Origin of the sequence: Pseudophaeobacter profundi (assembly GCF_029697505.1) — a bacterium.
Lineage (GTDB): Bacteria > Pseudomonadota > Alphaproteobacteria > Rhodobacterales > Rhodobacteraceae > Pseudophaeobacter > Pseudophaeobacter profundi.
In genome coordinates this window covers 60,016-81,421 of sequence record NZ_JARJEF010000004.1, presented here as the reverse complement: position 1 = coordinate 81,421, position 21,406 = coordinate 60,016, and the positions used below count along the sequence as shown (strand labels likewise).

Here is a 21,406-nt window from a genome sequence, read left to right as displayed (position 1 = left end):
TGTTTGAAACAGGGGGCCGATGTGAGAAATACCATTGTATCCAACCCTCCGATGCATGCCGGATCAGGGCTGCTGTCCGAACCGGCGCGCGCTGTGACTGGCCCCCTAGGGCGGTTTCTGGCCTGGATTGTCGCTATTGTCCTGCTGCTGGCAACGCCGCTCTCAGCGCATGAGATCGAGGACTTTTTTGGCCGCTACGGCGGCAAGGCGACGTTTGAAACCGCAGCGGGTGAAGAGATTGAGCGCGACATCAGCGTTGAAATCGCAGAATCTGGCAAGGGATTTTCTGTTCGGTGGACAACCGCCAGCGAACAGGAAGACGGGCGGCGCAAGGTGAAATCCTATGACGTCTCCTTTCTGCCAAGTGATCGCGCAGGGATCTTCGCCGCTGCGATGCAGCGCGACCTTTTTGGCCATTCAGAGCAGCATGACCCGATGAAGGGGCGCCCCTATGTCTGGGCCCGCCTGACAGGGGATGTACTGACGGTGTTTTCCATGTTCATCCATCCCAATGGCGACTACGAGATCCAGCAATATGATCGTAGTCTTACAGAGACTGGATTGCATCTGGTGTTCCGGTCGCATCGCAATGGGGTGGCTCTGCGTCAGATCGAGGTTGATTTGCTGCGCCAATAGGTCGCTGACCCCATGTTGGGGCGCTGCTTGACGATAGAAAGCGGCTTTCCGGAAAATATAAGCGATGCATTCCAGGCATGGTTTACTGGCACGTGGGGCATCGCCTGCGCAATTGGTCTGTATCATGGGGGCATGGCTGCAGTCCGCGGGCGCAAGCCGACGTGATTGCGCCCTGTGATATCAGCCTATAGCGCGCCCCCTCGACCACGGGGGCTAGTTTTTGCGAAAACTGTCCAAGGATACCACTTCCCCGTCAGTTGAGGTGGGGGGCTCGTCGTCGTGATCCTCGCCGGTTTCATCCAGAGGGTCGTCATCGTCATCGTCGTGATCTTCGGCAGATTCAAAACGAAGCCCGAATTCCACAGATGGATCAACAAAGGTCGCGATCGAGTCATAGGGAATATAAAGCGGCTCTGGCGCATCGCCAAAGTTGAGGGTGATGCCGAAACCATCTTCCCCAACTTCAAGGTTGTCATACCAATGCTGCATCACCACGGTCATTTCACCGGGGTAGCGATCACGCAGCCAATCCGCCAGTTGGGCGTCTGGATGGGTGGTGTCAAAGGTGATGAAGAAGTGATGGCTGCCTGGCAAGCCTTTGTCCGCCACATCCTGCAGGACGGTGCGAATGAGGCCGCGCATGGCGGTGTGCATCAGATTTCCGTAGTCGATTTCACGCGACATGAAAGCCACCCTTATTAAATTGCTGCATCAGCATAGTGAATTCTAGCAGAAATTAAAGAGCAGCCCTACTAGTTTTGTAAATATTTTGGGGGGCCTAGCAGGCGTTTCCGGCCTGGAATTTCCTTGTCGACCCGCGGCCCCATATTGCCATCAGCCAAGCACGGCCAGACCCTGGCTGGCGGCGTGCACCAAGAGGCCGAGGCCAGCCATGATCAGCAAGAGCCAGAACAGTCGCCCCTTGAGCAAATAGGCCAGGGGTGGCGCAATCAGAACCAGAAATGCCGCCGCCGGATCCCAGCTGTGCAGGCTGGGCCAAGGCATGGCAAACGGGCCGAAGTCCAGCACTCCGACCTGCCGGAACAGCACATGCAGGGTGAACCAGATCATCAGATTGAAGATCACTCCGGTGACCACGGCGGTGATGGATTTCAACGCCGAGGCCAGCCGTGGTTGCGCGGCGAGGCGTTCCAGATGCGGCGCTGCGGCAAAAATCCACAGGAAACACGGCATGAAGGTTGCCCAAAGTGCAGTGACCCCCGTGGCGAGATAGAGCCCGACGCCGCCCTGTTTCAAACCGGCCAGCATGGCGACAAACTGGGTGACCAGGATCAGCGGTCCTGGCGTGGTCTCTGCCAGACCCAGGGCATCGATCATCTCACCGGCGCTGATCCAGTGATGTTGTTGCACTACCGCTTGGCTCATATAGGCGAGCACCGCGTAAGCGCCGCCAAAACTGACCACGGCGAGCTTGGCGAAGAACCAGCCGATCCCGGCAAGGAACTCTGCGCCTGCAAGGCTAAGCAGCACCAGCGGCAGCAGCCAAAGCGTGCCCCAAATCACCAGGCTATGCAGGCTTTGGCTGGTTGTGTTGTGGCGCGCAGCAAGCGGGGCAGAAAAGGGCGGGGCCGGGCGGCACAGCCCCCAGACTGCGGCGGTAAGGATCACCACTGGAAAAGGGAGGCCAAAGGCAAAGAGCGCGATAAAGCCCAATCCGGCCAGCCACCAATCCTGCTGCCGTTTCAGGGCCTTATGGCTCAATCTCCACAGTGCTTGCAAGACGATGACCACAACTGCGGCCTTGATGCCAAGAAAGGCGGCCTGCACACCGGGGACACTGCCAAATTGAGCGTAGAGCCAGACCAATAACGCAATGACACAGGCACCGGGCAGAACAAACAAGAGCCCGGCCAACAGCCCGCCGACCGTGCCGCGCAACCGCCAGCCCGTATAGGTACACAGCTGCATTGCTTCGGGGCCGGGCAGCAACATGCAAAAGGACAGCCCGCGCAGAAAGCTGTCTTCGTCCAGCCAGGGGCGTTCTTCGACCAGCTCTCGATGCATCACCGCGATCTGGGCGGCCGGGCCACCAAAGCTCAGCAAGCCGATCCGGCCAAAAACCCGCCACATCTCGCCCCAAGATACTGTTGTCATGCGTTTTGCCCCAGTGATCATCGCGTTCGGGTAAAGAACATCGCTGCCGCCAAGTCCAGCCCAAAGCCTGTCACGGTCTGAACCCAAGGGGGCAGGCCAAGCAAGAGCCGAGGGCACAGCCTGATTTTGCGATTTTATGGGGCGTTTTTTTTGGGGGGGAGAAGTGCAGGTTTCTGTTGCCAGGTACCTGCGAACCCCGCCTTACGCTGCTAGGCATAAGGACTTAATTTTCGGTTTTCCGAACTGCTTACGCAGCCAGGGCTACCGGAGCACGATTGTCATTTGCAATTGTACAGTTTTCGCCGATAACGGTGGCAGACAGCCGAGACAAAGCTAACCCCTTTAGACGTCCGTCGATCCTGTTTCGACCCCATGATGCCCAAATGAAGCATGTTTGGTGGAGTCGCCGGGTACCGCCCCCGGGTCCGATCCGTGTATTACGAGCGCATTTATGTCCATAGTTCCCGAAGGAACACCCAAGATATAGGCGAATACCGGGGGGATTTGAAGTGGGGATGCTTCATTTTTTTGTTTGCGGTTGCGGTTTTCTGTCTGCAGCAAAAACAGGCTGCGCAGAAAGGGGGCCAGCCCCCGCCGGTGCTGAGCACCGGCACCCCCGGGATATTTGGGGCCAAATGAACATGGAAGGAAGACAAGGGGCAAAAAGGGGGGGGATGGGCTGCAATCAGGCCGAGCGCGCGTCGAAGACTGTTTTGGCGAGATAAAGGGTTTCCTGTTCAAGCTGAACAAGACCTGCGTCAGCCGCCAAGCCGTCGCCTGCCGCGATGGCATCCGCGATCCGGATATGCAGGGCGATAATTTTGGCCCGGTCGCGGGCCGAAAATGTGATGATGTTCATCAGGGGTTGCATGGCCTCAACAGCGCCGGCCAGTTGGTAGGAGAGCACCGGGTTGGCGGCTGCATCCACCAGGGCGCGGTGAAAGGTGACATCCGAGGTGCAAAAGGCTTCATCCGAGAGGTCTGGCTCGCTTTGGTGTCGAATTTCTGCCCGCATGATCGCGAGGTGCTCTGCCTTGCGTCTATGGGCTGCGAGTGGCGCGCAGGCCCGTTCAAGCGCATAGCGCGCCTCGCAGGCTGTTTCAAAGCTGACGGCGTTCATGCTTAGCAGCAGGGTTGAGGTGGTGATATGCTGCGCATAGGCATCCTCAAAATTGAGCCGGTTGACAAAGGCCCCCCCGGTGGCACCGCGCTGGGTACGGATCAGCGACTGCGCCGCCAGCCGTTTGAGGGCCTCGCGCACGGTGGGGCGAGAGACTTGAAACTGGGCGCAGAGTTCGGCCTCTGAAGGCAGGCGCGCATCCACGATAAGATCCCCCTGGATGATGGCATCTTTGATTGCCTTGGCAATCTGGGCCGATAGGTCGTCGCGGCTTTGTGGGTTGATCTGCATGTGCTGCCTCCTTCGGGGGCGTTTGTTTGGCGCTGCGGAGACTAGGGGCTGGGGCTGGGAGGGAGATAGCGGTGCCGCATACAAAAATCAATTGTCAGACATTAAAGGATGTGGCACAGATCGCATCAAATGTCAGACAATTGATGCGCTCCGGGCAGCGACAGGTCCGCAGACCCTGCAAGGCCAATCATGTTGCCAAGGACAGGTGGCGCGAAAACTCAAGGAGGAAATCACATGTTCAACGCCCTTATCGTACGTCAAGATGCAGACAGCGGCCTTGGGGCCGCAGCTGTCGAGCAGATAAGCCTGGATCAGCTGCCCGAGGGGGAGGTCACTGTTGCTGTCGAATATTCGACCGTGAACTATAAGGATGGCCTGTGTCTGAGCCCGAAGGGGGGCGGATTGGTGCGTCGCTATCCGCATGTGCCGGGTATTGATTTTGCTGGCACTGTCGAGGCCAGCGACGATGCGCGCTACAAGCCGGGGGATAAGGTCATTCTGACCGGCTGGCGCGTCGGAGAGGCGCACTGGGGCGGTTACAGCCAGAAGGCGCGGGTGAAAGCCGATTGGTTGGTGCCGCTGCCCGCTGGGCTGGACCCCCGCCGGGCCATGGCGGTGGGCACGGCGGGTCTTACTGCAATGCTGTCGATTATGGCGCTGGAGGACCACGGGCTGACACCGGGGCGGGGGCCGGTTCTGGTGACCGGCGCTGCGGGCGGGGTTGGATCGGTTGCGACCGCAATTCTGGCCCATCTTGGCTATGAGGTGGCGGCGGTGACGGGGCGGCCTGAAACCGGAGAGTACCTGCGGGGGCTTGGGGCCAGCCGGATTGTGCCACGTGAAGATCTGAACGAGACGGTGAAGCGCCCGCTAGAAAGCGAGACCTGGGCAGGCTGCATTGATGCTGTGGGGGGCGAGATGCTGGCTCGGGTGCTGGGGCAGATGAAATATGGTGCTTCAGTTGCGGCGGTGGGGCTGGCCGGGGGCGCGGCGCTGCCGGCAACCGTGATCCCCTTTCTGTTGCGCGGAGTGAATTTGCTGGGCATCGATTCCGTGTTGCAGCCCTATGGCAATCGGACCCGTGCATGGGCGCGGCTGGCGACGGACCTGCCGCTGGACCGGCTGGACGAAATGGTGAAACCGGCCGTTCTGTCTGATCTGCCACAATTGGGCGCAGATATCTTGAAGGGGCAGGTCAAGGGGCGCGTTGTGGTGGATGTAAATGCCTGACTGGGCTGTGCAGTGCCGGGCCATGATACGGGCCGGTCAAGGGCTGCAAGTTGCAGCTGCGGCTACAGGCTGCAGATAAAGCGGGTGCAGTCGGGCAGGTGAAGATGCTGCCTGCCCCGGCCTGCCCGTGATTTGCCTGCCCGTGATTTGCCTGACTGTGACTGGTCCCGGACCTTCGGTGGCCAGTCCTTCATCACCCCATCATCGCCTGACGGCAAGAATGCCTGTTTATCCAGACCGAGAGTTCCCGTCAGCCTTGACCTCCCCCCCTTAGACCTGCATCTCTTTTGCCAAGAATAGTGGGAGAGCATTAATGGCGCTGGATATTGATTTTGTACGCGGGCAGTTTCCTGCCTTTCAAGAACCAAGCTTGCAGGGGAAGGCCTTCTTTGAAAATGCAGGCGGATCCTATACCTGCCGCCAGGTGGTTGACCGGCTGACGCGATATTACACCCAGCGCAAGGTGCAGCCCTATGCGCCCTATGAACCGTCCAGAACGGCCGGCACCGAAATGGATGAAGCGCGTCAGCGGCTGGCGGCAATGTTGGGGGTGGCAACGGATGAGCTGAGTTTTGGCCCGTCAACGACCCAGAACACCTATGTTCTGGCCCAGGCCTTTCGCCAGATGCTGCACCCGGGCGAGGCTATTGTCGTGACCAACCAGGATCACGAAGCGAACACTGGCCCCTGGCGGCGTCTGGCCGAAGACGGAATCGAGATTCGTGAATGGCAGATCGACCCGCAGACCGGGCACCTGGACCCGGCCAAGCTGGAGGGGCTGTTGGATGAAAAGGTGCGGCTCGTCTGTTTTCCCCATTGTTCCAACGTGGTCGGGGAAATAAATCCGGTGACCGAGATCACTGCGATGTCCCATGCCGCCGGTGCCTTTGTCTGTGTTGATGGGGTGTCCTATGCGCCACATGGGCTGCCCAATGTGGCGGATCTGGGGCCGGATATCTATCTGTTTTCTGCCTATAAGACCTTTGGCCCCCATCAAGGGCTGATGGTGATGCGGCGCGAATTGGGGCAATTGCTTCCCAATCAGGCGCATCATTTCAACGGCGACGTACTTTATAAAAGGTTCACCCCGGCGGGGCCGGATCATGCGCAGGTGGCGGCCAGTGCAGGCATGGCGGATTATTTTGATGCGCTTTGTGACCACCATGGCGGCCCTAGTAGCGGTGCCGCGGCGCGGGCTGGCTTTGCCCATGATCTGATGCGCAGCCACGAGATCACGCTGTTGCAACCGCTGTTGGATGCGGTGAAATCCCGCAATGATCTGCGGCTGCTTGGCCCAGGTGACGCGGCCCAGCGGGCGCCGACCGTGGCACTGGCGTTGAACCGCCCGGCTGAACCTGTCGCGGCCCAATTGGCCGCGCATGGCATACTGGCAGGCGGCAGCGATTTCTACGCCGGGCGAGCGCTCTCGGCGATGGGAGTGGACCCCGGCGAGGGGGTCTTGCGGTTGAGCTTTACCCATTACACCAGCGTCGAAGAGGTCGCCAAGCTGATCGAGGTGCTGGATCAGGTGCTATAATCGGCCAAACATGACCGGGGGTAAGGTAGGTTCGCTTTGCTCCCGGGGTTCAGCGGCCCTGACACCAGCGAAACCTTAGACCAGAAAGGACAGAGACGCCCATGCCTACAACTGCACGCCTGATAGCAGCCATTGTTCTGGCGCTGCTCGCCTATCTCGTTTCTGATCAAGTGATTGCCGATATGCCAGAGGAAACCGATCCTGGCTATTTCTTTCATGTCAACGTGGTGCTGGGCTTGCTGACGGGCTGGATCTACATGGGGCAGCGGGTTGGCAATGGTCTGGTGCCGGCGCTGAACAACGGGCTGACCGGGATGGCGGTAATGGTGCTTTGGGCGCTGTTCGTTCAGGGGGCCTGGGAGATGTTCGACCGGGCCATGCGCAACCGCTACGGTGGCCCGTTTGACGCGCTGCTGGCGATCTTCACCTTGTCGATCGAGTTCTTCTTTCAGATCGCAACGCCAGCGGTTCTAGTGCCCTTGGTGATTGGCGGCTGTGTGGCGGGGCTATTGGCCGAGTATGCGCATAAGCGCTGGTCATAAGCACACCTTAACAATGGGTTAAAAGACGTGGTTGATCTATTTTTCTATGGCACGCTGCGCTATCGGCCGCTGCTGGAGCTGGTCTTGGGGCGCGTGGGCGGCGACCTTGATGTCACCGAAGTGGCCCTCGCAGATCACGCGGTTTTTGCCGTGCAGGACCAGATCTTTCCGATGATCGCCACCGCCCCCGGACAGAGCGCACAGGGGATCTTGGTGCGGGGGCTGACGGCGCAGGATCTGGCGGCGCTTGACTACTACGAGGGCGGTTTTGACTATGCGCTGCAGCCAATCACGGTCTGCCTGCCCAGCGGCGAACAGGTTGGCGCGCAGGTCTATTTTCCGACGCCGGGGCAGTGGCGGCCGGGTGCCCCCTGGGATCTGGCGAGCTGGGTGGCAAAATCGGGGGCCTTGACGCTGCGGGCTGCAGAAGAGGTCATGGCCTATCGCGGGCGGGTCTCGGCGCAGGATATGCGCAGATCGTTCCCCGCGATCCGCAGGCGGGCGGCAGCCTGGTTGGCGGCGCAGGCCCGCCCCGAGGATCCGGCGCATGATCTGTCGCGCGATGTGCAGGTCAAGGCGCATAAGCGCGCCTATGTGAACTTCTTTGCGATGGAGGAAATGGATCTTCAGTTCCGTCGCTATGACGGATCCATGAGCCCGGTGGTGAACCGCGGGGTGGCGCTGGTGGGGCGGGCGTCTGTGGTGCTGCCCTATGATCCGCTGCGCGATCAGGTGCTGCTGGTGGAACAGTTTCGTGCCGCAACCTATATCGCCGGCGAAAAGCGCCCCTGGATGTGGGAACCAGTCGCCGGGCTGATTGATCCCGGAGAGACGCCCGAGCAGGCCGCCCGGCGCGAGGCCACCGAAGAGGCCGGTGTCACCATTTCACAGCTGGAGGCGGTGACCCATGCCTATCCCTCTAGTGGTGCATCAGGGGAATTTATTCATATATTTGTTGGGATTACGAACCTTTCTGATATTCGTGGCGGCGGCGGTGTCGCGGGCGAAAACGAAGATCTGCGCAGCGAAATTCTTAATTTTGACGACTTGATGCAGCGGGTCGACAACCATAGCTACCAGGATATGCCGCTGGTGACGGCCGCGCTCTGGCTGTCACGCCACCGTGAACGGCTGCGGGCTATGGTGCGCTAAGGCAGCTTCGCATCTTGTGAAGGCCTGCCCCCTTGGTTACATCTTGGGGGAATGATCGAAAGGGATACCATGCGCATTGCACGCGATCTGGCCGACGCCATTGGCCACACTCCTCTGATCCGTCTGAACCGCGTCAGCGATGAGACCGGATGTGAAATTCTGGGCAAGGCGGAGTTCATGAACCCCGGTCAATCGGTCAAAGACCGGGCGGCGCTTTATATTATCAAGGATGCGATTGCGCGTGGTGAACTAAAGCCGGGCGGAACCATTGTGGAAGGCACGGCCGGCAATACGGGTATTGGCCTGGCGCTGGTGGGCGCCTCGATGGGCTTCAAGACCGTGATCGTGATCCCGGAAACCCAGTCCGAAGAGAAAAAGGACATGCTGCGTCTGGCAGGCGCGCAATTGGTACAGGTGCCAGCGGCCCCCTATCGCAATCCCAACAACTTTGTGCGCTACTCCGAGCGTCTGGCAAAAGAGCTGGCCAAGACAGAGCCAAACGGCGCGATCTGGGCCAATCAGTTCGACAACGTTGCAAACAAGCAGTCCCACGTTGAAACCACCGGCCCCGAAATCTGGGAACAGACCGATGGCAAGGTTGACGGCTTTACCTGTGCGGTTGGATCTGGTGGCACCCTGGCGGGCGTCGCCGAGGCGCTGCAGCCCAAAGGCGTGAAGATTGCCCTGGCAGATCCGATGGGGGCTGGACTGTATTCCTACTATACCACTGGTGAAATCGCGATGGAGGGGTCTTCGATTGCCGAAGGCATTGGCCAGGTGCGGATCACCAAGAACCTGGAAGGGTTCAAGCCCGATTTCAGTTACCAGATCACCGATACCGAGGCGCTGCCCTATGTCTTTGATCTGCTGCATGAAGAAGGTCTGGTGCTTGGTGGTTCTTCGGCAATCAATATTGCCGGGGCTGTGCGGATGGCCAAGGATATGGGGCCGGGGCATACCATTGTGACCGTCCTGTGCGACTATGGTACCCGCTATCAATCCAAGCTGTTCAACCCAGATTTCCTGCGCGAAAAAGATCTGCCGGTGCCAGATTGGATGACGCATATACCTGCCTCTATTCCAGGTGTTTTTGAGGACGTATGACCCGCATTTCCCCCCTATCTCCCCGCTTTATCCCTGAGGTCGCAATTTTGCGGCCTCAGACATTTTGGCGCGCGAGTACGCTGCGTCTTATCGGCCGGTTTGTTGCTCTTGCGCTGATTCTGATGCTCTGCGCCGGGCAGGTTTTTGCGCAGGTCAGCACAGAAGAACGCAGCTATTTGCATCAATGGGAAAAGGCCGCCGTCAGGGCCGAACAGGCGATTGATACGGGGCGCGCCTCTAGTGCGGCCTTTGAAAAATTACGCAAGGAACTGACCCAGTATCGGCAACGGTTTCAGGAGGTGAAAGGCGCGAATGCGGAGCGTATTGATACGCTTGAGGGGCAGATCGCGGCGCTGGGAGAGGCCCCGGCAGAAGGCAAGAGCGAACCTGAAGACATTGCTGATCTGCGGCAAAATCTGACTGTTCAGCTGAACAAGCTGAGGGTGCCGCGCATGATCGCGCAAGAGGCCTATAGCCGAGCGGATGGCTTGATCGGCGAAATCGACACGATCATTCGTGAGCGGCGTACCCGACACCTGCTGGAGCGTGGACCATCGCCGCTGAACCCGGAGCTGTGGCCAGGCGCTGTGCTGGTTCTCTCGCGCGCCGGGCTTACCTTTTGGCATGAAACCAAGGCACAGATCAGCAACGATACCACGATCGAGCGGATTTCTAACCGGCTGCCGGCCATTCTGGCGCTGCTTCTGATGGGCGGCTTGCTGATCCTGCGCGGCCGTCCCTGGGCCCGCCGCATGGGAGAGTATCTGCGCCAGCTTGGGGCGCGCGGTACCGGGGTCTGGACCTTTGTTGTCTCGCTCTTGCAGGTGATCCTGCCGCTATTGGGCATCATTGTGCTGGTGGCGGCGGTCGAACTCTCCGGTATTCTGGGACTGCGTGGCACCTTGATGTTGGAGCATGTGCCGGGCTGGGCCTTTGTCATTCTGACCTTCCATTGGCTGGGCGAGCAGATTTTTGTTGTCCGACGGGATAGTTCTGCCGTGTCAGGCACAGGGGGGCGGCTTGGAGAAGCGCGTCTGATCATGGATGCTCTGGCCATTGTCCTGGTGATACAGGATGCATTGAACCAGTTCTATCTGCTGGAAAATACCACGGTTGAAAGCCGTGCGGTGCTGTCCTTCCCACTGATCCTTGTGGCGGCCTTGGGGCTTTACCGGTTGAACCGGATTGGGCGTGCCAACATCGCCACCGCCGAAGCGGAGGAAGACCAGGACGGCGAAAACCGGGTGGCAGTTGGGGCCAACCGTGCGCTTTCGGTTCTCAGGCGCATTGTACATTTTCTTGGGGTTGTGGCCCCGATCTTGGCCGCTGTGGGCTATGTGAATGCGGCCGAAGCCATGATTTACCCGGCGATCTCCACTTTGGCTCTCTTTGCGGCGCTGATCTTGCTTCGACGCTTTTTGGCCGATCTCTATGCCTGGGCGTCGGGGCAGGGGGCTGCCGCCTATGACTCCCTGATGATTGTGGCCATCGGCTTTGTCTTGACGCTGCTGGCGGTGCCGGTTGTGGCACTGATCTGGGGCGGACGGGTTGCTGATTTGACCGAATTGTGGTCGCGCTTTCTGGACGGATTTCAGCTTGGCGATACCCGGATTTCACCTGCGGTCTTCCTGAGCTTTGTGGTGGTTTTTGCCATCGGCTATGGGGCCACCCGTCTGTTGCAAAGCAACCTGCGCACGTCCTTACTGCCAAAAACCAAGATCGATCCGGGCGGACAGAATGCCATTGTGTCCGGTGTCGGCTACGTCGGGGTTTTCCTCGCCGCGCTGGTGGCCATTTCCATGGCGGGGCTGGATCTGTCGTCCCTGGCCATTGTTGCCGGTGCGCTCTCTGTTGGGATTGGCTTTGGTCTGCAGACCATCGTGTCAAACTTTGTCTCTGGGATCATCCTGTTGGTGGAGCGCCCGATTTCCAAAGGCGACTGGATCGAGGTTGGCGGTCTGATGGGCTATGTGCGCGATATTTCGGTGCGCTCCACCCGGATTGAGACCTTTGACCGCAGCGATGTGATTGTCCCAAATTCGGATCTGATCACCGGGACTGTCACCAATTATACCCGTGGCAATACGGTGGGCCGGGTGATCGTACCTGTGGGCGTTGCCTATGGCACCGATCCGCGCCGGGTTGAATCCATCCTTAGAGAGATCGCACAGTCGCATCCGATGGTGCTGTTGAACCCGCCGCCCAATGTGATCTTTCAGGGGTTTGGTGCCGATAGTCTTGATTTTGAAATTCGCGCTATCCTGCGAGATGTGAACTGGGTCTTGTCGGTGAAATCTGATCTCAACTATGAGATCGCGGCCCGCTTTGCGGCAGAAGAGATCGAAATTCCCTTTGCTCAGCGTGATCTGTGGCTGCGCAACCCTGAGGTTCTGACCGGCGGCGCGCGGGCAGCAGAGACGGCGGGCGGTCAGCCCGCCCCGGTGGCAGGCGGCCAGTCGGTGCAACCGGATCTGGACGATCTGCAAGTCACCCCAACCGAGGAAACCACAGACAGCGATGGAGAGTCAGATGCAGACCGATAGTGCCGCACTCTATGGTCAGGACGCCTACCTGCAAGAGGCGCAGGCCCGTGTGACAGCGCATCTGCCGGATGGTGGCCTGGTGCTGGATCGTAGCCTGTTTTACCCAACCGGTGGCGGCCAGCCGGGCGATACTGGCCGTCTTGCCTGGGCGGCTGGCACCTGCCGGGTGGACAACACTGTCAAGGGCACGGCTGGGGGTGCGGTCATGATCTGCGCCGCCGACGACCCGCTTCCCCCCATTGGCGCGCAGGTAAGCCAACAGCTGGACTGGCGGCGGCGCTATGGCCATATGCGGGTGCATACGGCGCTGCATCTGTTGTTGGTTGCGGTCCCCTTTGAGGTCTCGGGCGGGGCAATCACCGCCAGCAAGGGACGGCTTGATTTCAACATGCCCGAAGCCCCGGCTGACAAGCAGGCCCTGCAGGATCAGTTGCAAGAGCTGATCAACCGGGACCTGGAAGTCACCGAGAGCTGGATCAGCGAGGCGGAGCTGGATGCCAAGCCGCAGTTGGTGAAAACCATGTCGGTCTCGCCCCCGCGCGGCGCCGGGTCGATCCGTCTGGTGCAGATCGGCAGCGGTGCCGGGCAGGTGGATCTGCAGCCCTGCGGCGGGACCCATGTAAAACGCAGCTCTGAAATCGGCCAAATCCGCATCGGAAAGATGGAAAAAAAGGGCAAGCAGAACCGCCGCATATACCTGCATCTCGTTGATTGAAAAAGGTTTTGAAAAAGATGACATTTTTGCAAGAACGGGCCTTGCATTTCCGTTTCTGATCGTTCAAAAGTCCGACCAACGGAGAGGTGGCCGAGTGGTCGAAGGCGCACGCCTGGAAAGTGTGTAGGCGGGAGACCGTCTCCAGGGTTCGAATCCCTGTCTCTCCGCCATAAACTATTCATTCCATTGATAAGAATTTTGGTATTGAAATAATACCAGCATAGATGCCGCCGTCATATTTGCGGTTGCGTGCCATGAAATGCAGCTATTTCAGGCGCGATCTACGCTGAACTGACCCACAACCAAAAGCAACCTCGTATTTGGTGACGTGCCGGACGTGCCAAGACCTACAGGTCCTGGCGGAGAATGTGCATTCGCTACACGTGAAGGTATCACGTCTTGCCAAGGTGGCCCGTCAACCGCCTTGGCGCCGGATCACCACCGCGGCAGTCGTAACCAGCGGCAGCAATGCGCAGGTAGCTGACATAGCTGCGTGGAGGTCATCGTCCTAGAGCTGCCGTTCCAGTGGATTGCAGCGATCAACTGCCCCGAGCGCAAACTGCGTGATGCTGCGCTTAGAACGAATGTCAGCTAAGTACTTAGAGGTGCAAGCCTTGTTGATTGGGCAACAGTTTCACTGGCTGCATTCACCATCGTTCTTTTGGGGTGGTTATTCCGAGGCCTCGTGTGCGGCAAAGGCATCCGCATAGTCAGGGTGCCAGCGTGAGAGCGCCGGGCGGTTGTTGATAATGTCGCCTACGGCCCATTCAACGCGTTTGCGGTCGCGCTCTTCGGACACATCATTGTCCGGGCAAAGAATATAGAAATCGCCGTTCGACATGCGCTTGAGCAGGTAGGCGATTGCCTCTTCGCTCGTCCAGGCTGCGGCGGGTTTTTCCGGCATGAACCTCTCAATCATACCAGTATAGGTAAACCCTGGCACAAACAAATGGGCTGTGATTTTCGCGTCGGCCTGTCGCAAATCATGCGCCAGCATTTCTGTCATGACCTTCACGGCGGCTTTGCTGGTATTATAGGCGGCGTTTCCGGGTGGTGTGGTGATCCCCTGTTTTGACCCTGTGTTGATTACCACCGCCGGGCGTGCAGCTTCGATCATGCGTGGCAGGAAAGCATGCACGCCGTTCATGACGCCAAAGAGATTGACCTCTAATAGTTTGCGCCAGTTTTCTGCGTTTTCCCAACTTCCGGTCGGCAGCGCGATACCGGCATTGTTCATCAAGACTGCTACCTCTCCGAGAGCAAAGACCCGGTCCGCCAAGGCAGTCATGGCGCCGGTGTCGGTGACATCGGTCGCAACCGCCTGAACGATTGTGGACGCACCCGCCAGATCGCGCAATTCCGCCTTGGCTCTGTCCAAGGCCTCGCCCGCCAGATCGACCAGCACAACCCCCAGACCGTCTTGAATAAATCGTTGGGCTGCGGCTTTGCCGACGCCGTTTGCTGCCCCGGTTACCACGGCCAAGCCGCCTTTTTCGATTGCTTCGCTGTACATGGACCATCCTCTCTTTCTATGAATGATTTGGCAGCTTTCAGGGCGCCATCTTTTGCTTTAGACCACCGATGAACGTTTCGTCATCCTGTTGTTTGCGGGCATCAAGCAGCTCTTCAGCGTCAGGTCCGGCGCGAAAGCGCAGGCGGCTTCCGGTCTCGTTGGCCGCATCCCAAATGACCTGCGCGACAGTTTCGGGCGCAGAAGGGGTCGCGGCCAGCTTGCCAAACAGGCGCCCCATGGCTTCTGCCATAGGCGCGTAGTCCGGCAGGTTTTCATCCATGGCGAAATCGAAAGAACTGCCGCCAAAGTTGGTTTTTATCATGCCCGGTTGGACAATGCGGACCCGAATGCCAAGGGGCTCCAGCTCGTAGTGTAGTGACTCCGAAAGCCCCTCAACTGCGAACTTGGTGCCGTGATAAAGCGCACCAAGTGGAAATGTGATCTGCCCGCCAATGGACGAGATATTGATGATCGTGCCTGATCGGTTCTGACGGAAATGGGGCAGAACTGCCTTGGTCACTTCCATCAACCCAAGCACGTTGGTGTCAAACTGACGCCGGATGCGATCCATCGAAAAGGCCTCTAACGCACCATAGGCGCCATAGCCCGCGTTGTTCAGCAATACATCAATCTGCCCGAACCGTTCGATGCCTTCGCCCACGGCCGTTGCAATTGAACCCGCTTCCGTCACATCCAGTTGGGCCAGATGCACGTTTTCTAACGCGCCGAGCTCCGGGCTGTCCGTGGGGTTGCGCATCGTGGCGATGACATTCCAACCGTTTGCTTGGAAATGTCGGGCGGTCGCCGCGCCGATTCCCGACGAGGCCCCGGTGATAAGAATGGTTTTCATATCTCAACTCCCTATTTCCATATACACACGATCACCACCAATGCAGGATTTATCTTTCAGTATTCTCCATTTTTCTTGCATAAACCTCTGAATATAGAAGTTTTAGGTAAGCGTTCTTTTGTTCCCCTGGTAAATGTGGGGCTACCCACAGGAGGCATTCATGAAACCTCCGACGCTATTGGGCTATGGGTTGGCACTTTGGAATGGACGGTTACCAGAGGGTTGGATCGTCGAACGCCGGGACGCACCGCAAGGGTCGATTGCAGCGGCTCCCAAAGACAAAACAAAATACCTACTGTCTGACGTCAGCGCCTGTGGGACAGATTTGAGGTTTTCGTAACGGAGGATTTCTGGTTCATCGCAGCCAATATTGAGCGAAGATGAACAAGCAATCCGGAACATAGAAGGACGCGGCAGACAAGCTGGTCAAAGGCATCCGGCGCAAGACGCGCAAACAGTATTCATCAGAAGAGAAGATCAGGATCGTGCTTGCGGGCCTGCGGGGCGAAGAAAGCATTTCCGCTTTCTGCCGCCGTGAGGGCATCAGCGAGAGCCTGTATTACACGTGGTCGAGGGAATTCCTTGAAGCGGGCAAGCAGCAACGCCTTGCGGGGGATACGGCCCACCAGGCGACCTCGCCTGAGGTCAAGGAGTTGCGGTTCTTTGCCTGAACCACTTTGTCCACTGCGCCTTTGGTTTTCAATTTGCTCTCGCGTCGTTTGATCCAACGCTTTGCGGATCGCTCACATTGGAAATGTTTCGGTCAGTGTCAGGACGACTTTGCCCTTTTGCTTCTTTCTAATGGTAGCGGTATAGCTCTGTGATCCGTCCTTCTTTGCGCGCGTCACAATGGTGGTTCCCATGGGGATTTCCTCTCAAATGTGTGTTTCGATATCCGGGAAATCGGCTCAGGGACCTTTGGGCGGTTGGATCCTTGCACAAGGTTCGATAACTCACCGCTGTTGCGTTGACGTGGGCTGTGTCGATGCGGGAGGTTGTGGCCGTTTCCATGATGGAAAAACGGCGCGGAGGATCGCGTGCGCGGCGGTGCAACATTTTGGGTTTGGTGCAACATTTTGTTGCACCATGGACAAAAACGGGGGCAAACAGGCCCCAATTAGAGAAAGACGGAACCGATGGCTGAGCAGGAAAATCCAATAAAACAAGGGAAATCGGACGTCGTCCGCGCCGCTCGCCTGTCCGTTGCACCCATGATGGATTGGACCGACCGCCATTGCCGGTATCTGCATCGTTTGCTCAGTCAGGAAGCGCTGCTTTATACAGAAATGGTGACTGCGCCTGCTTTGGTGCGTGGTGGGGCGCTGCATTTGCTGGATCACAGCCCCGAAGAACACCCGGTTGCGCTGCAGCTTGGTGGCTCGGAGCCGGCGGAACTGGCGCGGGCGGCAGAGCTGGGCTGCACGGCGGGCTATGATGAGATCAACCTCAATTGCGGCTGCCCCAGTGATCGGGTGCAGTCTGGCGCCTTTGGGGCAATCCTGATGCAAAGCCCCGATCTGGTCGCCGAGGCGGTGGCGGCCATGCGTGCCAAGGTTGGCGTAGAGGTCACGGTGAAATGTCGCATCGGTGTCGACACACAAGAGCCACGTGAAATTCTGCCGGTATTTCTAGAGAAAATTCGCGCAGCTGGCTGCCAGCGGGTTACAATCCATGCCCGCAAGGCCTGGCTTAAAGGGCTGTCGCCAAAGGAAAATCGCGATGTGCCGCCGCTGGATTATGATTTGGTGCACGCGATGAAGGCGGCCTTTCCGGATCTGCATATTTCGCTGAATGGCGGTATTGATACGCTAGACACTGCGTTGGATCATCTTGAGCGGGGCTTGGACGGGGTCATGGTTGGCCGCGCAGCCTATCATCAGCCGACAGATATCCTGGCGGCGGCGGATGTGCGGGTCTTTGGCGCCGACGCGGTGCGGGATCCTTTTGATGTGGTCATGCAGATGCTGCCCTATATTGAGAGCCAGATGGCGCAGGGCGCACGGCTGCACCAGATCACCCGGCATATGCTGGGCCTGTTCGCGGGCCGCCCCGGTGCACGGGCCTGGCGCCGTGTCTTGTCCGAAGGGGCCAGCCGTCCGGGCGCGGGCCCTGAGCTGCTGCTACAGGCGCTGGCACAGGTGCAGCAGCTGCCTCAATCTGCGTTTTCTGCCAGCTAAAGGCCAGGGTCTGCCGGGGGCTGCCTAGCGTTTAAGCCGGGCGGCGCGCCCGCCACGGCGCTTGTTCAGCAGCGAGGCGCGATTGGGCAGGTCTGCCATGACTGCCGCCCGCGCCGATACCGAGAGCTTGGACCATTTGGTGATTTCTTCGATCGAGCGATAACAGCCGGTGCAGATGCGAGCCTCGGGGTGGACCACGCAGATATTGATGCAAGGCGATTGGATTTCATCGCGCTGCCAGACGTTTTTGCCGTTCTCTTCAACCATTTTTCAAATGCCTCATGCGATCCAATGCGCCCTGCAGAATATAGGAGGCGGCCACATGGTCAATCAGCTCTGCCCGGCGCTTGCGGGAGGTATCGGCCTCTAGCAGGGCACGTTCGGCGGCAACCGTGCTGAGTCTTTCATCCCAAAACCCGATGGGCAGCTCGGTCAGACGCGACAGATTGCGGGCAAAGGCGCGGGTTTTCTGGCAGCGTGGACCTTCGCTGCCGTCCATATTCCGCGGTAGCCCCAGAACCAGCCCGCCAACTTCGCGTTTGGCGGTGATCTCGAACAGGTGCTCGGCATCGAGGGTGAATTTCTTGCGGCGGATGGTTTCCAGCGGCGTGGCGACGGTGCCCATCCGATCGGAAATGGCAACGCCCACGGTTTTGTCGCCAAAATCCAGCCCGGCCAGTGCGGTGAAACCAGGGAGGATAGCGGCGAATTCTTCGAAATTGTCGTAGATCATGGGTTTAGCCCTGCCTGGCTGGCGGCGGCCTGTAGCTGCGCAAGCGCGGTTTCATCTTCGGCAAAGCGGGTCTTTGCCTCGCTGTAGATGGCGGCGGCGCGGGTGTTCTCGCCCAGAACGCCAAGCGCGCCAATCAACTGCGCCCATTCTGCGGCGCTGCCGCCTTCGGTGGCCAGACGATCGGACAGGCGCGCAACCATGCCGCGGATCATCTCCTGGCGGTCCTGGCTGTCCATCTCTTGTGCCGCCTCTATGTCATCGGCGCTGGGGCCGGCCAGGGCAGGGGCGCCAGTTGCGGGACCAGCCGCAGGGGAAATGGGGCTGTATTCCACCCCGGCGCGAAAGGCGAGTTCTTCGATCTGCGCCTCGATGCCAGTGATCCAAGGCGCGCCCTTTGGCCCCATCCGCAGGGTGTCCGCCCAGATCCGATAGCCAATATCAGGCCGGTTCAGCTGCCCCTGCAGCAGGCCATAGTAATAGCGGGCGGGGCCGTTCTGCGGATCCATCTGCAGTGTCCTGTCCAGCAGCTCTTCCGCCTCGGGAGAGACATAGCCACCAGCGGCCATGACCATCAACTCGGCCAGCTCGCCATAGTCTTTGGGGTCCAAATCGCCGTTCATGATCCGGATGTAGTTCTCTTTTGCCTGATAGGCAGCGACAAAGTTGCCCAGGTTGGCTTCGTGCTGGGCCAAAAGCGCCTGTCCCTGGGCGTCCTGCGGGCGATTGGCGGCGGTCTGGCGCAGCTGTTCGACCAGTTCGCCATAGCCGGGTTCGATCTCTTGCGGCGGCAGTGGCGGGGTTCTGCTTTCCATCTCGGCCTGGCTGGGGCGGTTTTGTGCATAGGTTTCGGAGGCCTGGATGCGGGCCTGCAGCCCCATGTCGCCATAGCCTGGCGCCCCGAGCTGCCAATAAAGCCCGATGGTGCCGATCACCAGAATGGCGCCGCTCAGCACCACTGCAATTCGGCTCAGTGCTTTGGGCTGGGTGCTCCCCTGGGCTTGTTGCTGCAGTTGCGCATCGGCGGCAAGAATCCGGCGCGAGACTTCGGTTCGGATCCGCTGGGCATCGGACTCATTGATCACCCCGCGCTGCAGATCCTTGTCCACGTCGCTCAGCTGTTGGCGATAGACGCGCAGGTCATAGGCGGCGGGTGGCTCATCCAGCGCATGGGCGCGCAACAAGACCAACCCCAGTAGGGCGGTCATTGCCAGCGCGACAAAGGAAATCAGGATCCAGAATACCATAGTCACTCCGCTTGTTTTCTTGCCGCCTGTTGCGCCCGGGCGCGCCGTTTCGCAGCTTCTTTCCATCTATAGGCGCGGGGCGCCGGAAAAAAGGGCTAACTGAGCGGCTGCGCGCTCCTGTCCCAACAGTGGGGCGGGTGCGCGGGTGCGATCTGGCGAGGGGGCATGTCGCATGCATGCAAAAATGCGACGATAAACGGCGCAGGATGGGCTAACCTCTGGGGCATACCTGAGAACAGTCACGAACCATCGGATTCGCTCATGAAACGTTATTCAGCCTTTGCTGTCGCGCGGGAAGCCCTGCGCTATCATACCGGATGGGAGCGCGCCTGGCGCTCGCCCGCCCCAAAACCCCACTACGATGTAATAATCGTGGGTGCTGGCGGCCATGGTCTGGCCACCGCCTATTACCTTGGCAAGAACTTTGGCATCACCAATGTAGCGGTGATCGAAAAGGGCTGGCTTGGCGGCGGCAATACCGGTCGCAACACCACCATCATCCGCTCCAACTATCTGCAGGATCCGTCCGCGGCAATCTACGAGAAAGCCCGCAGCCTGTATGAAACCATGAGCCAGGATCTGAACTATAACGTCATGTTCAGCCCGCGCGGTGTGATGATGCTGGCGCAGACCGAGCATGAAATCCGCGGCTACAAGCGCACGGCGCATGCCAATGCGCTGCAGGGGGTTCAGACCGAATGGATCGAACCTGCGCGGGTCAAGGAATTGGTGCCGATCATTAATCTGCACGGGCCGCGCTATCCGGTGTTGGGGGCGCTCTGGCAGGAACGCGCCGGCACCGCCCGTCACGATGCGGTCGCCTGGGGCTATGCTCGTGCCTGTTCCGACATGGGAATGGATATCATCCAGCAGTGCGAAGTTACCGGCGTGCGGGTCGAAAACGGCCGCGTGGCCGGGGTTGAAACATCCAAGGGGGCGATTGACTGCGAAAAGATGGGCATGCTGGTTGCCGGCAATGCCTCGCATCTGGCCGATATGGCGGGATTCCGTCTGCCGATGGAATCGGTTGCACTGCAGGCGCTGGTGTCAGAGCCAATCAAACCATGCATGGATGTGGTGGTGATGGCCAATACCGTGCATGGCTATATGTCCCAGTCCGACAAGGGCGAGATGGTGATTGGCGGCGGCACCGATGCGGCAAACAACTACACCCAGCGTGGCAGCTTCCACCATATCGAGGAAACCGTGCGCGCCTTGGTGGAAACCTTCCCGATGGTCAGCCGTCTGAAGATGCTGCGCCAGTGGGGCGGCATTGTGGATGTGACCGGTGACCGCTCGCCGCTGATCTCTAAAACACCCGTGGACAACTGCTTTATCAACTGTGGCTGGGGCACCGGCGGGTTCAAATCCATTCCCGGTTCTGGCTGGGCCATGGCAGAGCTGATGGCCACAGGTCATTCGCCGCTGACCGAAGAGTTCAGTATGAACCGCTTCAAGGAAGGCAAGTTCATCGACGAGAGCGTCGCCGCTGGTGTGGCGCACTAGCGCTGCAAAATTCAAAAGGACGGAGTAAGCACAATGCTGATCCTTGAATGCCCCTACTGCGGTGTTAAAGCCGAAGAAACTGAACTGGCCGCCGGTGGCGAAGCGCATCTGAAGCGCTTTGGCCCCGGTTCGGATGAGGATCAGTTTCATGATTATCTGTTCATGCGTGAAAACCCCAAGGGCGTTCATTTTGAACGCTGGCGCCATGCAAATGGCTGCGGCAAGTGGTTCCACGCTGCCCGCTGCACCACCACGCTAGAGGTCTTTGGCACCTATAGCGCCCAGACCTATGAACCGCCGCAGGAGATCAAGGACAAGATCACTGCCAAACGCCCCGGCTGGAGCTGGCGCGAGTTTTCGGACGGTGCCAAATGATCCGCCTCTCTGACACACACGCC

At 59.2% G+C, this 21,406-nt stretch carries 19 protein-coding genes, 1 tRNA gene, 1 other RNA gene and 1 pseudogene; 13 read left to right on the top strand and 9 right to left on the bottom strand.

What is annotated here, in order from left to right; all coding sequences use genetic code 11:
- Positions 1-21: 21 nt before the first annotated feature.
- Entirely contained in the window at positions 22-636 is a 615-nt protein-coding gene (locus tag P2081_RS08385; RefSeq protein WP_278922429.1) for a hypothetical protein, read from the top strand.
- 213 nt (positions 637-849) lie between these two features.
- On the opposite strand, the gene P2081_RS08380 is transcribed toward P2081_RS08385, so the two are convergent.
- The 4 genes from P2081_RS08380 to P2081_RS08365 form a co-directional block, all read right to left on the bottom strand.
- On the bottom strand, positions 850-1,320 hold the full coding sequence (locus P2081_RS08380) for an SspB family protein (protein WP_278922428.1): 471 nt from the start codon (positions 1,318-1,320) through the stop codon (positions 850-852).
- 150 nt (positions 1,321-1,470) lie between these two features.
- Positions 1,471-2,751 (bottom strand): chromate efflux transporter, encoded by a 1,281-nt coding sequence (chrA, locus tag P2081_RS08375; RefSeq protein WP_278922427.1) that lies wholly within the window; start codon positions 2,749-2,751, stop codon positions 1,471-1,473.
- A gap of 162 nt (positions 2,752-2,913) precedes the next feature.
- Positions 2,914-3,264, bottom strand: a transfer-messenger RNA (tmRNA) gene (ssrA, locus tag P2081_RS08370).
- A gap of 172 nt (positions 3,265-3,436) precedes the next feature.
- Positions 3,437-4,162, bottom strand: a complete 726-nt coding sequence (locus P2081_RS08365; protein WP_278922426.1) for a FadR/GntR family transcriptional regulator — start codon at positions 4,160-4,162, stop codon at positions 3,437-3,439.
- Between the two features lie 234 nt (positions 4,163-4,396).
- Between P2081_RS08365 and acuI the strand changes: the two genes are divergently transcribed.
- The 8 genes from acuI (at position 4,397) to P2081_RS08325 (ending at position 13,155) form a co-directional block, all read left to right on the top strand.
- Positions 4,397-5,392: an acryloyl-CoA reductase gene (gene acuI / locus P2081_RS08360; RefSeq protein ID WP_278922425.1), complete on the top strand. Its 996-nt coding sequence runs from the start codon at positions 4,397-4,399 to the stop codon at positions 5,390-5,392.
- Between the two features lie 313 nt (positions 5,393-5,705).
- The gene (locus P2081_RS08355) at positions 5,706-6,929 is read left to right on the top strand and encodes an aminotransferase class V-fold PLP-dependent enzyme (protein WP_278922424.1); all 1,224 of its coding nucleotides are present in this window, start codon (positions 5,706-5,708) and stop codon (positions 6,927-6,929) included.
- Between the two features lie 101 nt (positions 6,930-7,030).
- Positions 7,031-7,471: a TrgA family protein gene (locus P2081_RS08350; RefSeq protein WP_278922423.1), complete on the top strand. Its 441-nt coding sequence runs from the start codon at positions 7,031-7,033 to the stop codon at positions 7,469-7,471.
- A 27-nt stretch (positions 7,472-7,498) separates the two neighbouring features.
- A complete protein-coding gene (locus P2081_RS08345) occupies positions 7,499-8,623 on the top strand; it encodes an NUDIX domain-containing protein (protein WP_278922422.1) in 1,125 nt (374 codons plus the stop codon).
- A gap of 69 nt (positions 8,624-8,692) precedes the next feature.
- Positions 8,693-9,727, top strand: coding sequence for a cysteine synthase A (locus tag P2081_RS08340; RefSeq protein WP_278922421.1), 1,035 nt, complete (start codon positions 8,693-8,695; stop codon positions 9,725-9,727).
- A gap of 122 nt (positions 9,728-9,849) precedes the next feature.
- Entirely contained in the window at positions 9,850-12,270 is a 2,421-nt protein-coding gene (locus tag P2081_RS08335; protein WP_278922668.1) for a DUF3772 domain-containing protein, read from the top strand.
- The gene (locus P2081_RS08330; RefSeq protein ID WP_278922420.1) at positions 12,257-12,985 is read left to right on the top strand and encodes an alanyl-tRNA editing protein; all 729 of its coding nucleotides are present in this window, start codon (positions 12,257-12,259) and stop codon (positions 12,983-12,985) included. Before P2081_RS08335 ends, P2081_RS08330 begins: the two co-directional genes overlap by 14 nt.
- 80 nt (positions 12,986-13,065) lie before the next feature.
- Positions 13,066-13,155: transfer RNA gene (locus P2081_RS08325), tRNA-Ser, on the top strand.
- A 500-nt stretch (positions 13,156-13,655) separates the two neighbouring features.
- Here the strand turns inward: P2081_RS08325 and P2081_RS08320 are convergent.
- On the bottom strand, positions 13,656-14,498 hold the full coding sequence (locus tag P2081_RS08320; RefSeq protein ID WP_278922419.1) for an SDR family NAD(P)-dependent oxidoreductase: 843 nt from the start codon (positions 14,496-14,498) through the stop codon (positions 13,656-13,658).
- 37 nt (positions 14,499-14,535) lie between these two features.
- Positions 14,536-15,348: an SDR family oxidoreductase gene (locus P2081_RS08315; RefSeq protein WP_278922418.1), complete on the bottom strand. Its 813-nt coding sequence runs from the start codon at positions 15,346-15,348 to the stop codon at positions 14,536-14,538.
- Between the two features lie 422 nt (positions 15,349-15,770).
- Between P2081_RS08315 and P2081_RS08310 the strand changes: the two are divergent.
- Positions 15,771-16,007: pseudogene (locus P2081_RS08310) on the top strand (transposase); the annotation flags it as partial.
- 477 nt (positions 16,008-16,484) lie between these two features.
- Positions 16,485-17,525, top strand: a complete 1,041-nt coding sequence (gene dusA, locus P2081_RS08305) for a tRNA dihydrouridine(20/20a) synthase DusA (protein WP_278922417.1) — start codon at positions 16,485-16,487, stop codon at positions 17,523-17,525.
- 24 nt (positions 17,526-17,549) lie between these two features.
- On the opposite strand, the gene P2081_RS08300 is transcribed toward dusA, so the two are convergent.
- Genes P2081_RS08300 through ccmI form a run of 3 tightly spaced genes read right to left on the bottom strand, consistent with a single transcriptional unit; the run spans position 17,550 to position 19,502 of the window.
- Positions 17,550-17,792 (bottom strand): DUF1289 domain-containing protein, encoded by a 243-nt coding sequence (locus P2081_RS08300; RefSeq protein ID WP_278922416.1) that lies wholly within the window; start codon positions 17,790-17,792, stop codon positions 17,550-17,552.
- Positions 17,785-18,258 carry a Holliday junction resolvase RuvX gene (ruvX, locus tag P2081_RS08295; protein ID WP_278922415.1) on the bottom strand — a complete coding sequence of 158 codons (474 nt, stop codon included), beginning with the start codon at positions 18,256-18,258 and terminating at the stop codon, positions 17,785-17,787. The genes P2081_RS08300 and ruvX overlap by 8 nt, the downstream gene beginning before the upstream one ends.
- The gene (gene ccmI / locus P2081_RS08290; RefSeq protein ID WP_278922414.1) at positions 18,255-19,502 is read right to left on the bottom strand and encodes a c-type cytochrome biogenesis protein CcmI; all 1,248 of its coding nucleotides are present in this window, start codon (positions 19,500-19,502) and stop codon (positions 18,255-18,257) included. Before ccmI ends, ruvX begins: the two co-directional genes overlap by 4 nt.
- Before the next feature lie 261 nt (positions 19,503-19,763).
- On the opposite strand from ccmI, the gene P2081_RS08285 reads away from it, so the two are divergent.
- Positions 19,764-21,008: a sarcosine oxidase subunit beta family protein gene (locus P2081_RS08285; protein ID WP_278922413.1), complete on the top strand. Its 1,245-nt coding sequence runs from the start codon at positions 19,764-19,766 to the stop codon at positions 21,006-21,008.
- A gap of 33 nt (positions 21,009-21,041) precedes the next feature.
- The gene (locus P2081_RS08280) at positions 21,042-21,383 is read left to right on the top strand and encodes a sarcosine oxidase subunit delta (protein ID WP_278922412.1); all 342 of its coding nucleotides are present in this window, start codon (positions 21,042-21,044) and stop codon (positions 21,381-21,383) included.
- The last annotated feature ends 23 nt before the right edge of the window (positions 21,384-21,406 follow it).

Excerpts from the sequence above, each read along its gene's own strand:
- P2081_RS08315 (WP_278922418.1), bottom strand. The coding sequence starts at position 15,348 with ATGAAAACCATTCTTATCACCGGGGCCTCGTCGGGAATCGGCGCGGCG.
- ccmI (WP_278922414.1), bottom strand. The coding sequence starts at position 19,502 with ATGGTATTCTGGATCCTGATTTCCTTTGTCGCGCTGGCAATGACCGCC.
- ruvX (WP_278922415.1), bottom strand. The coding sequence starts at position 18,258 with ATGATCTACGACAATTTCGAAGAATTCGCCGCTATCCTCCCTGGTTTC.
- P2081_RS08340 (WP_278922421.1), top strand. The coding sequence starts at position 8,693 with ATGCGCATTGCACGCGATCTGGCCGACGCCATTGGCCACACTCCTCTG.
- P2081_RS08285 (WP_278922413.1), top strand. The coding sequence starts at position 19,764 with ATGAAACGTTATTCAGCCTTTGCTGTCGCGCGGGAAGCCCTGCGCTAT.
- P2081_RS08300 (WP_278922416.1), bottom strand. The coding sequence starts at position 17,792 with ATGGTTGAAGAGAACGGCAAAAACGTCTGGCAGCGCGATGAAATCCAA.
- P2081_RS08280 (WP_278922412.1), top strand. The coding sequence starts at position 21,042 with ATGCTGATCCTTGAATGCCCCTACTGCGGTGTTAAAGCCGAAGAAACT.
- P2081_RS08330 (WP_278922420.1), top strand. The coding sequence starts at position 12,257 with ATGCAGACCGATAGTGCCGCACTCTATGGTCAGGACGCCTACCTGCAA.
- P2081_RS08320 (WP_278922419.1), bottom strand. The coding sequence starts at position 14,498 with ATGTACAGCGAAGCAATCGAAAAAGGCGGCTTGGCCGTGGTAACCGGG.
- chrA (WP_278922427.1), bottom strand. The coding sequence starts at position 2,751 with ATGACAACAGTATCTTGGGGCGAGATGTGGCGGGTTTTTGGCCGGATC.
- dusA (WP_278922417.1), top strand. The coding sequence starts at position 16,485 with ATGGCTGAGCAGGAAAATCCAATAAAACAAGGGAAATCGGACGTCGTC.
- P2081_RS08380 (WP_278922428.1), bottom strand. The coding sequence starts at position 1,320 with ATGTCGCGTGAAATCGACTACGGAAATCTGATGCACACCGCCATGCGC.
- P2081_RS08355 (WP_278922424.1), top strand. The coding sequence starts at position 5,706 with ATGGCGCTGGATATTGATTTTGTACGCGGGCAGTTTCCTGCCTTTCAA.
- P2081_RS08335 (WP_278922668.1), top strand. The coding sequence starts at position 9,850 with ATGCTCTGCGCCGGGCAGGTTTTTGCGCAGGTCAGCACAGAAGAACGC.
- P2081_RS08365 (WP_278922426.1), bottom strand. The coding sequence starts at position 4,162 with ATGCAGATCAACCCACAAAGCCGCGACGACCTATCGGCCCAGATTGCC.
- P2081_RS08350 (WP_278922423.1), top strand. The coding sequence starts at position 7,031 with ATGCCTACAACTGCACGCCTGATAGCAGCCATTGTTCTGGCGCTGCTC.
- acuI (WP_278922425.1), top strand. The coding sequence starts at position 4,397 with ATGTTCAACGCCCTTATCGTACGTCAAGATGCAGACAGCGGCCTTGGG.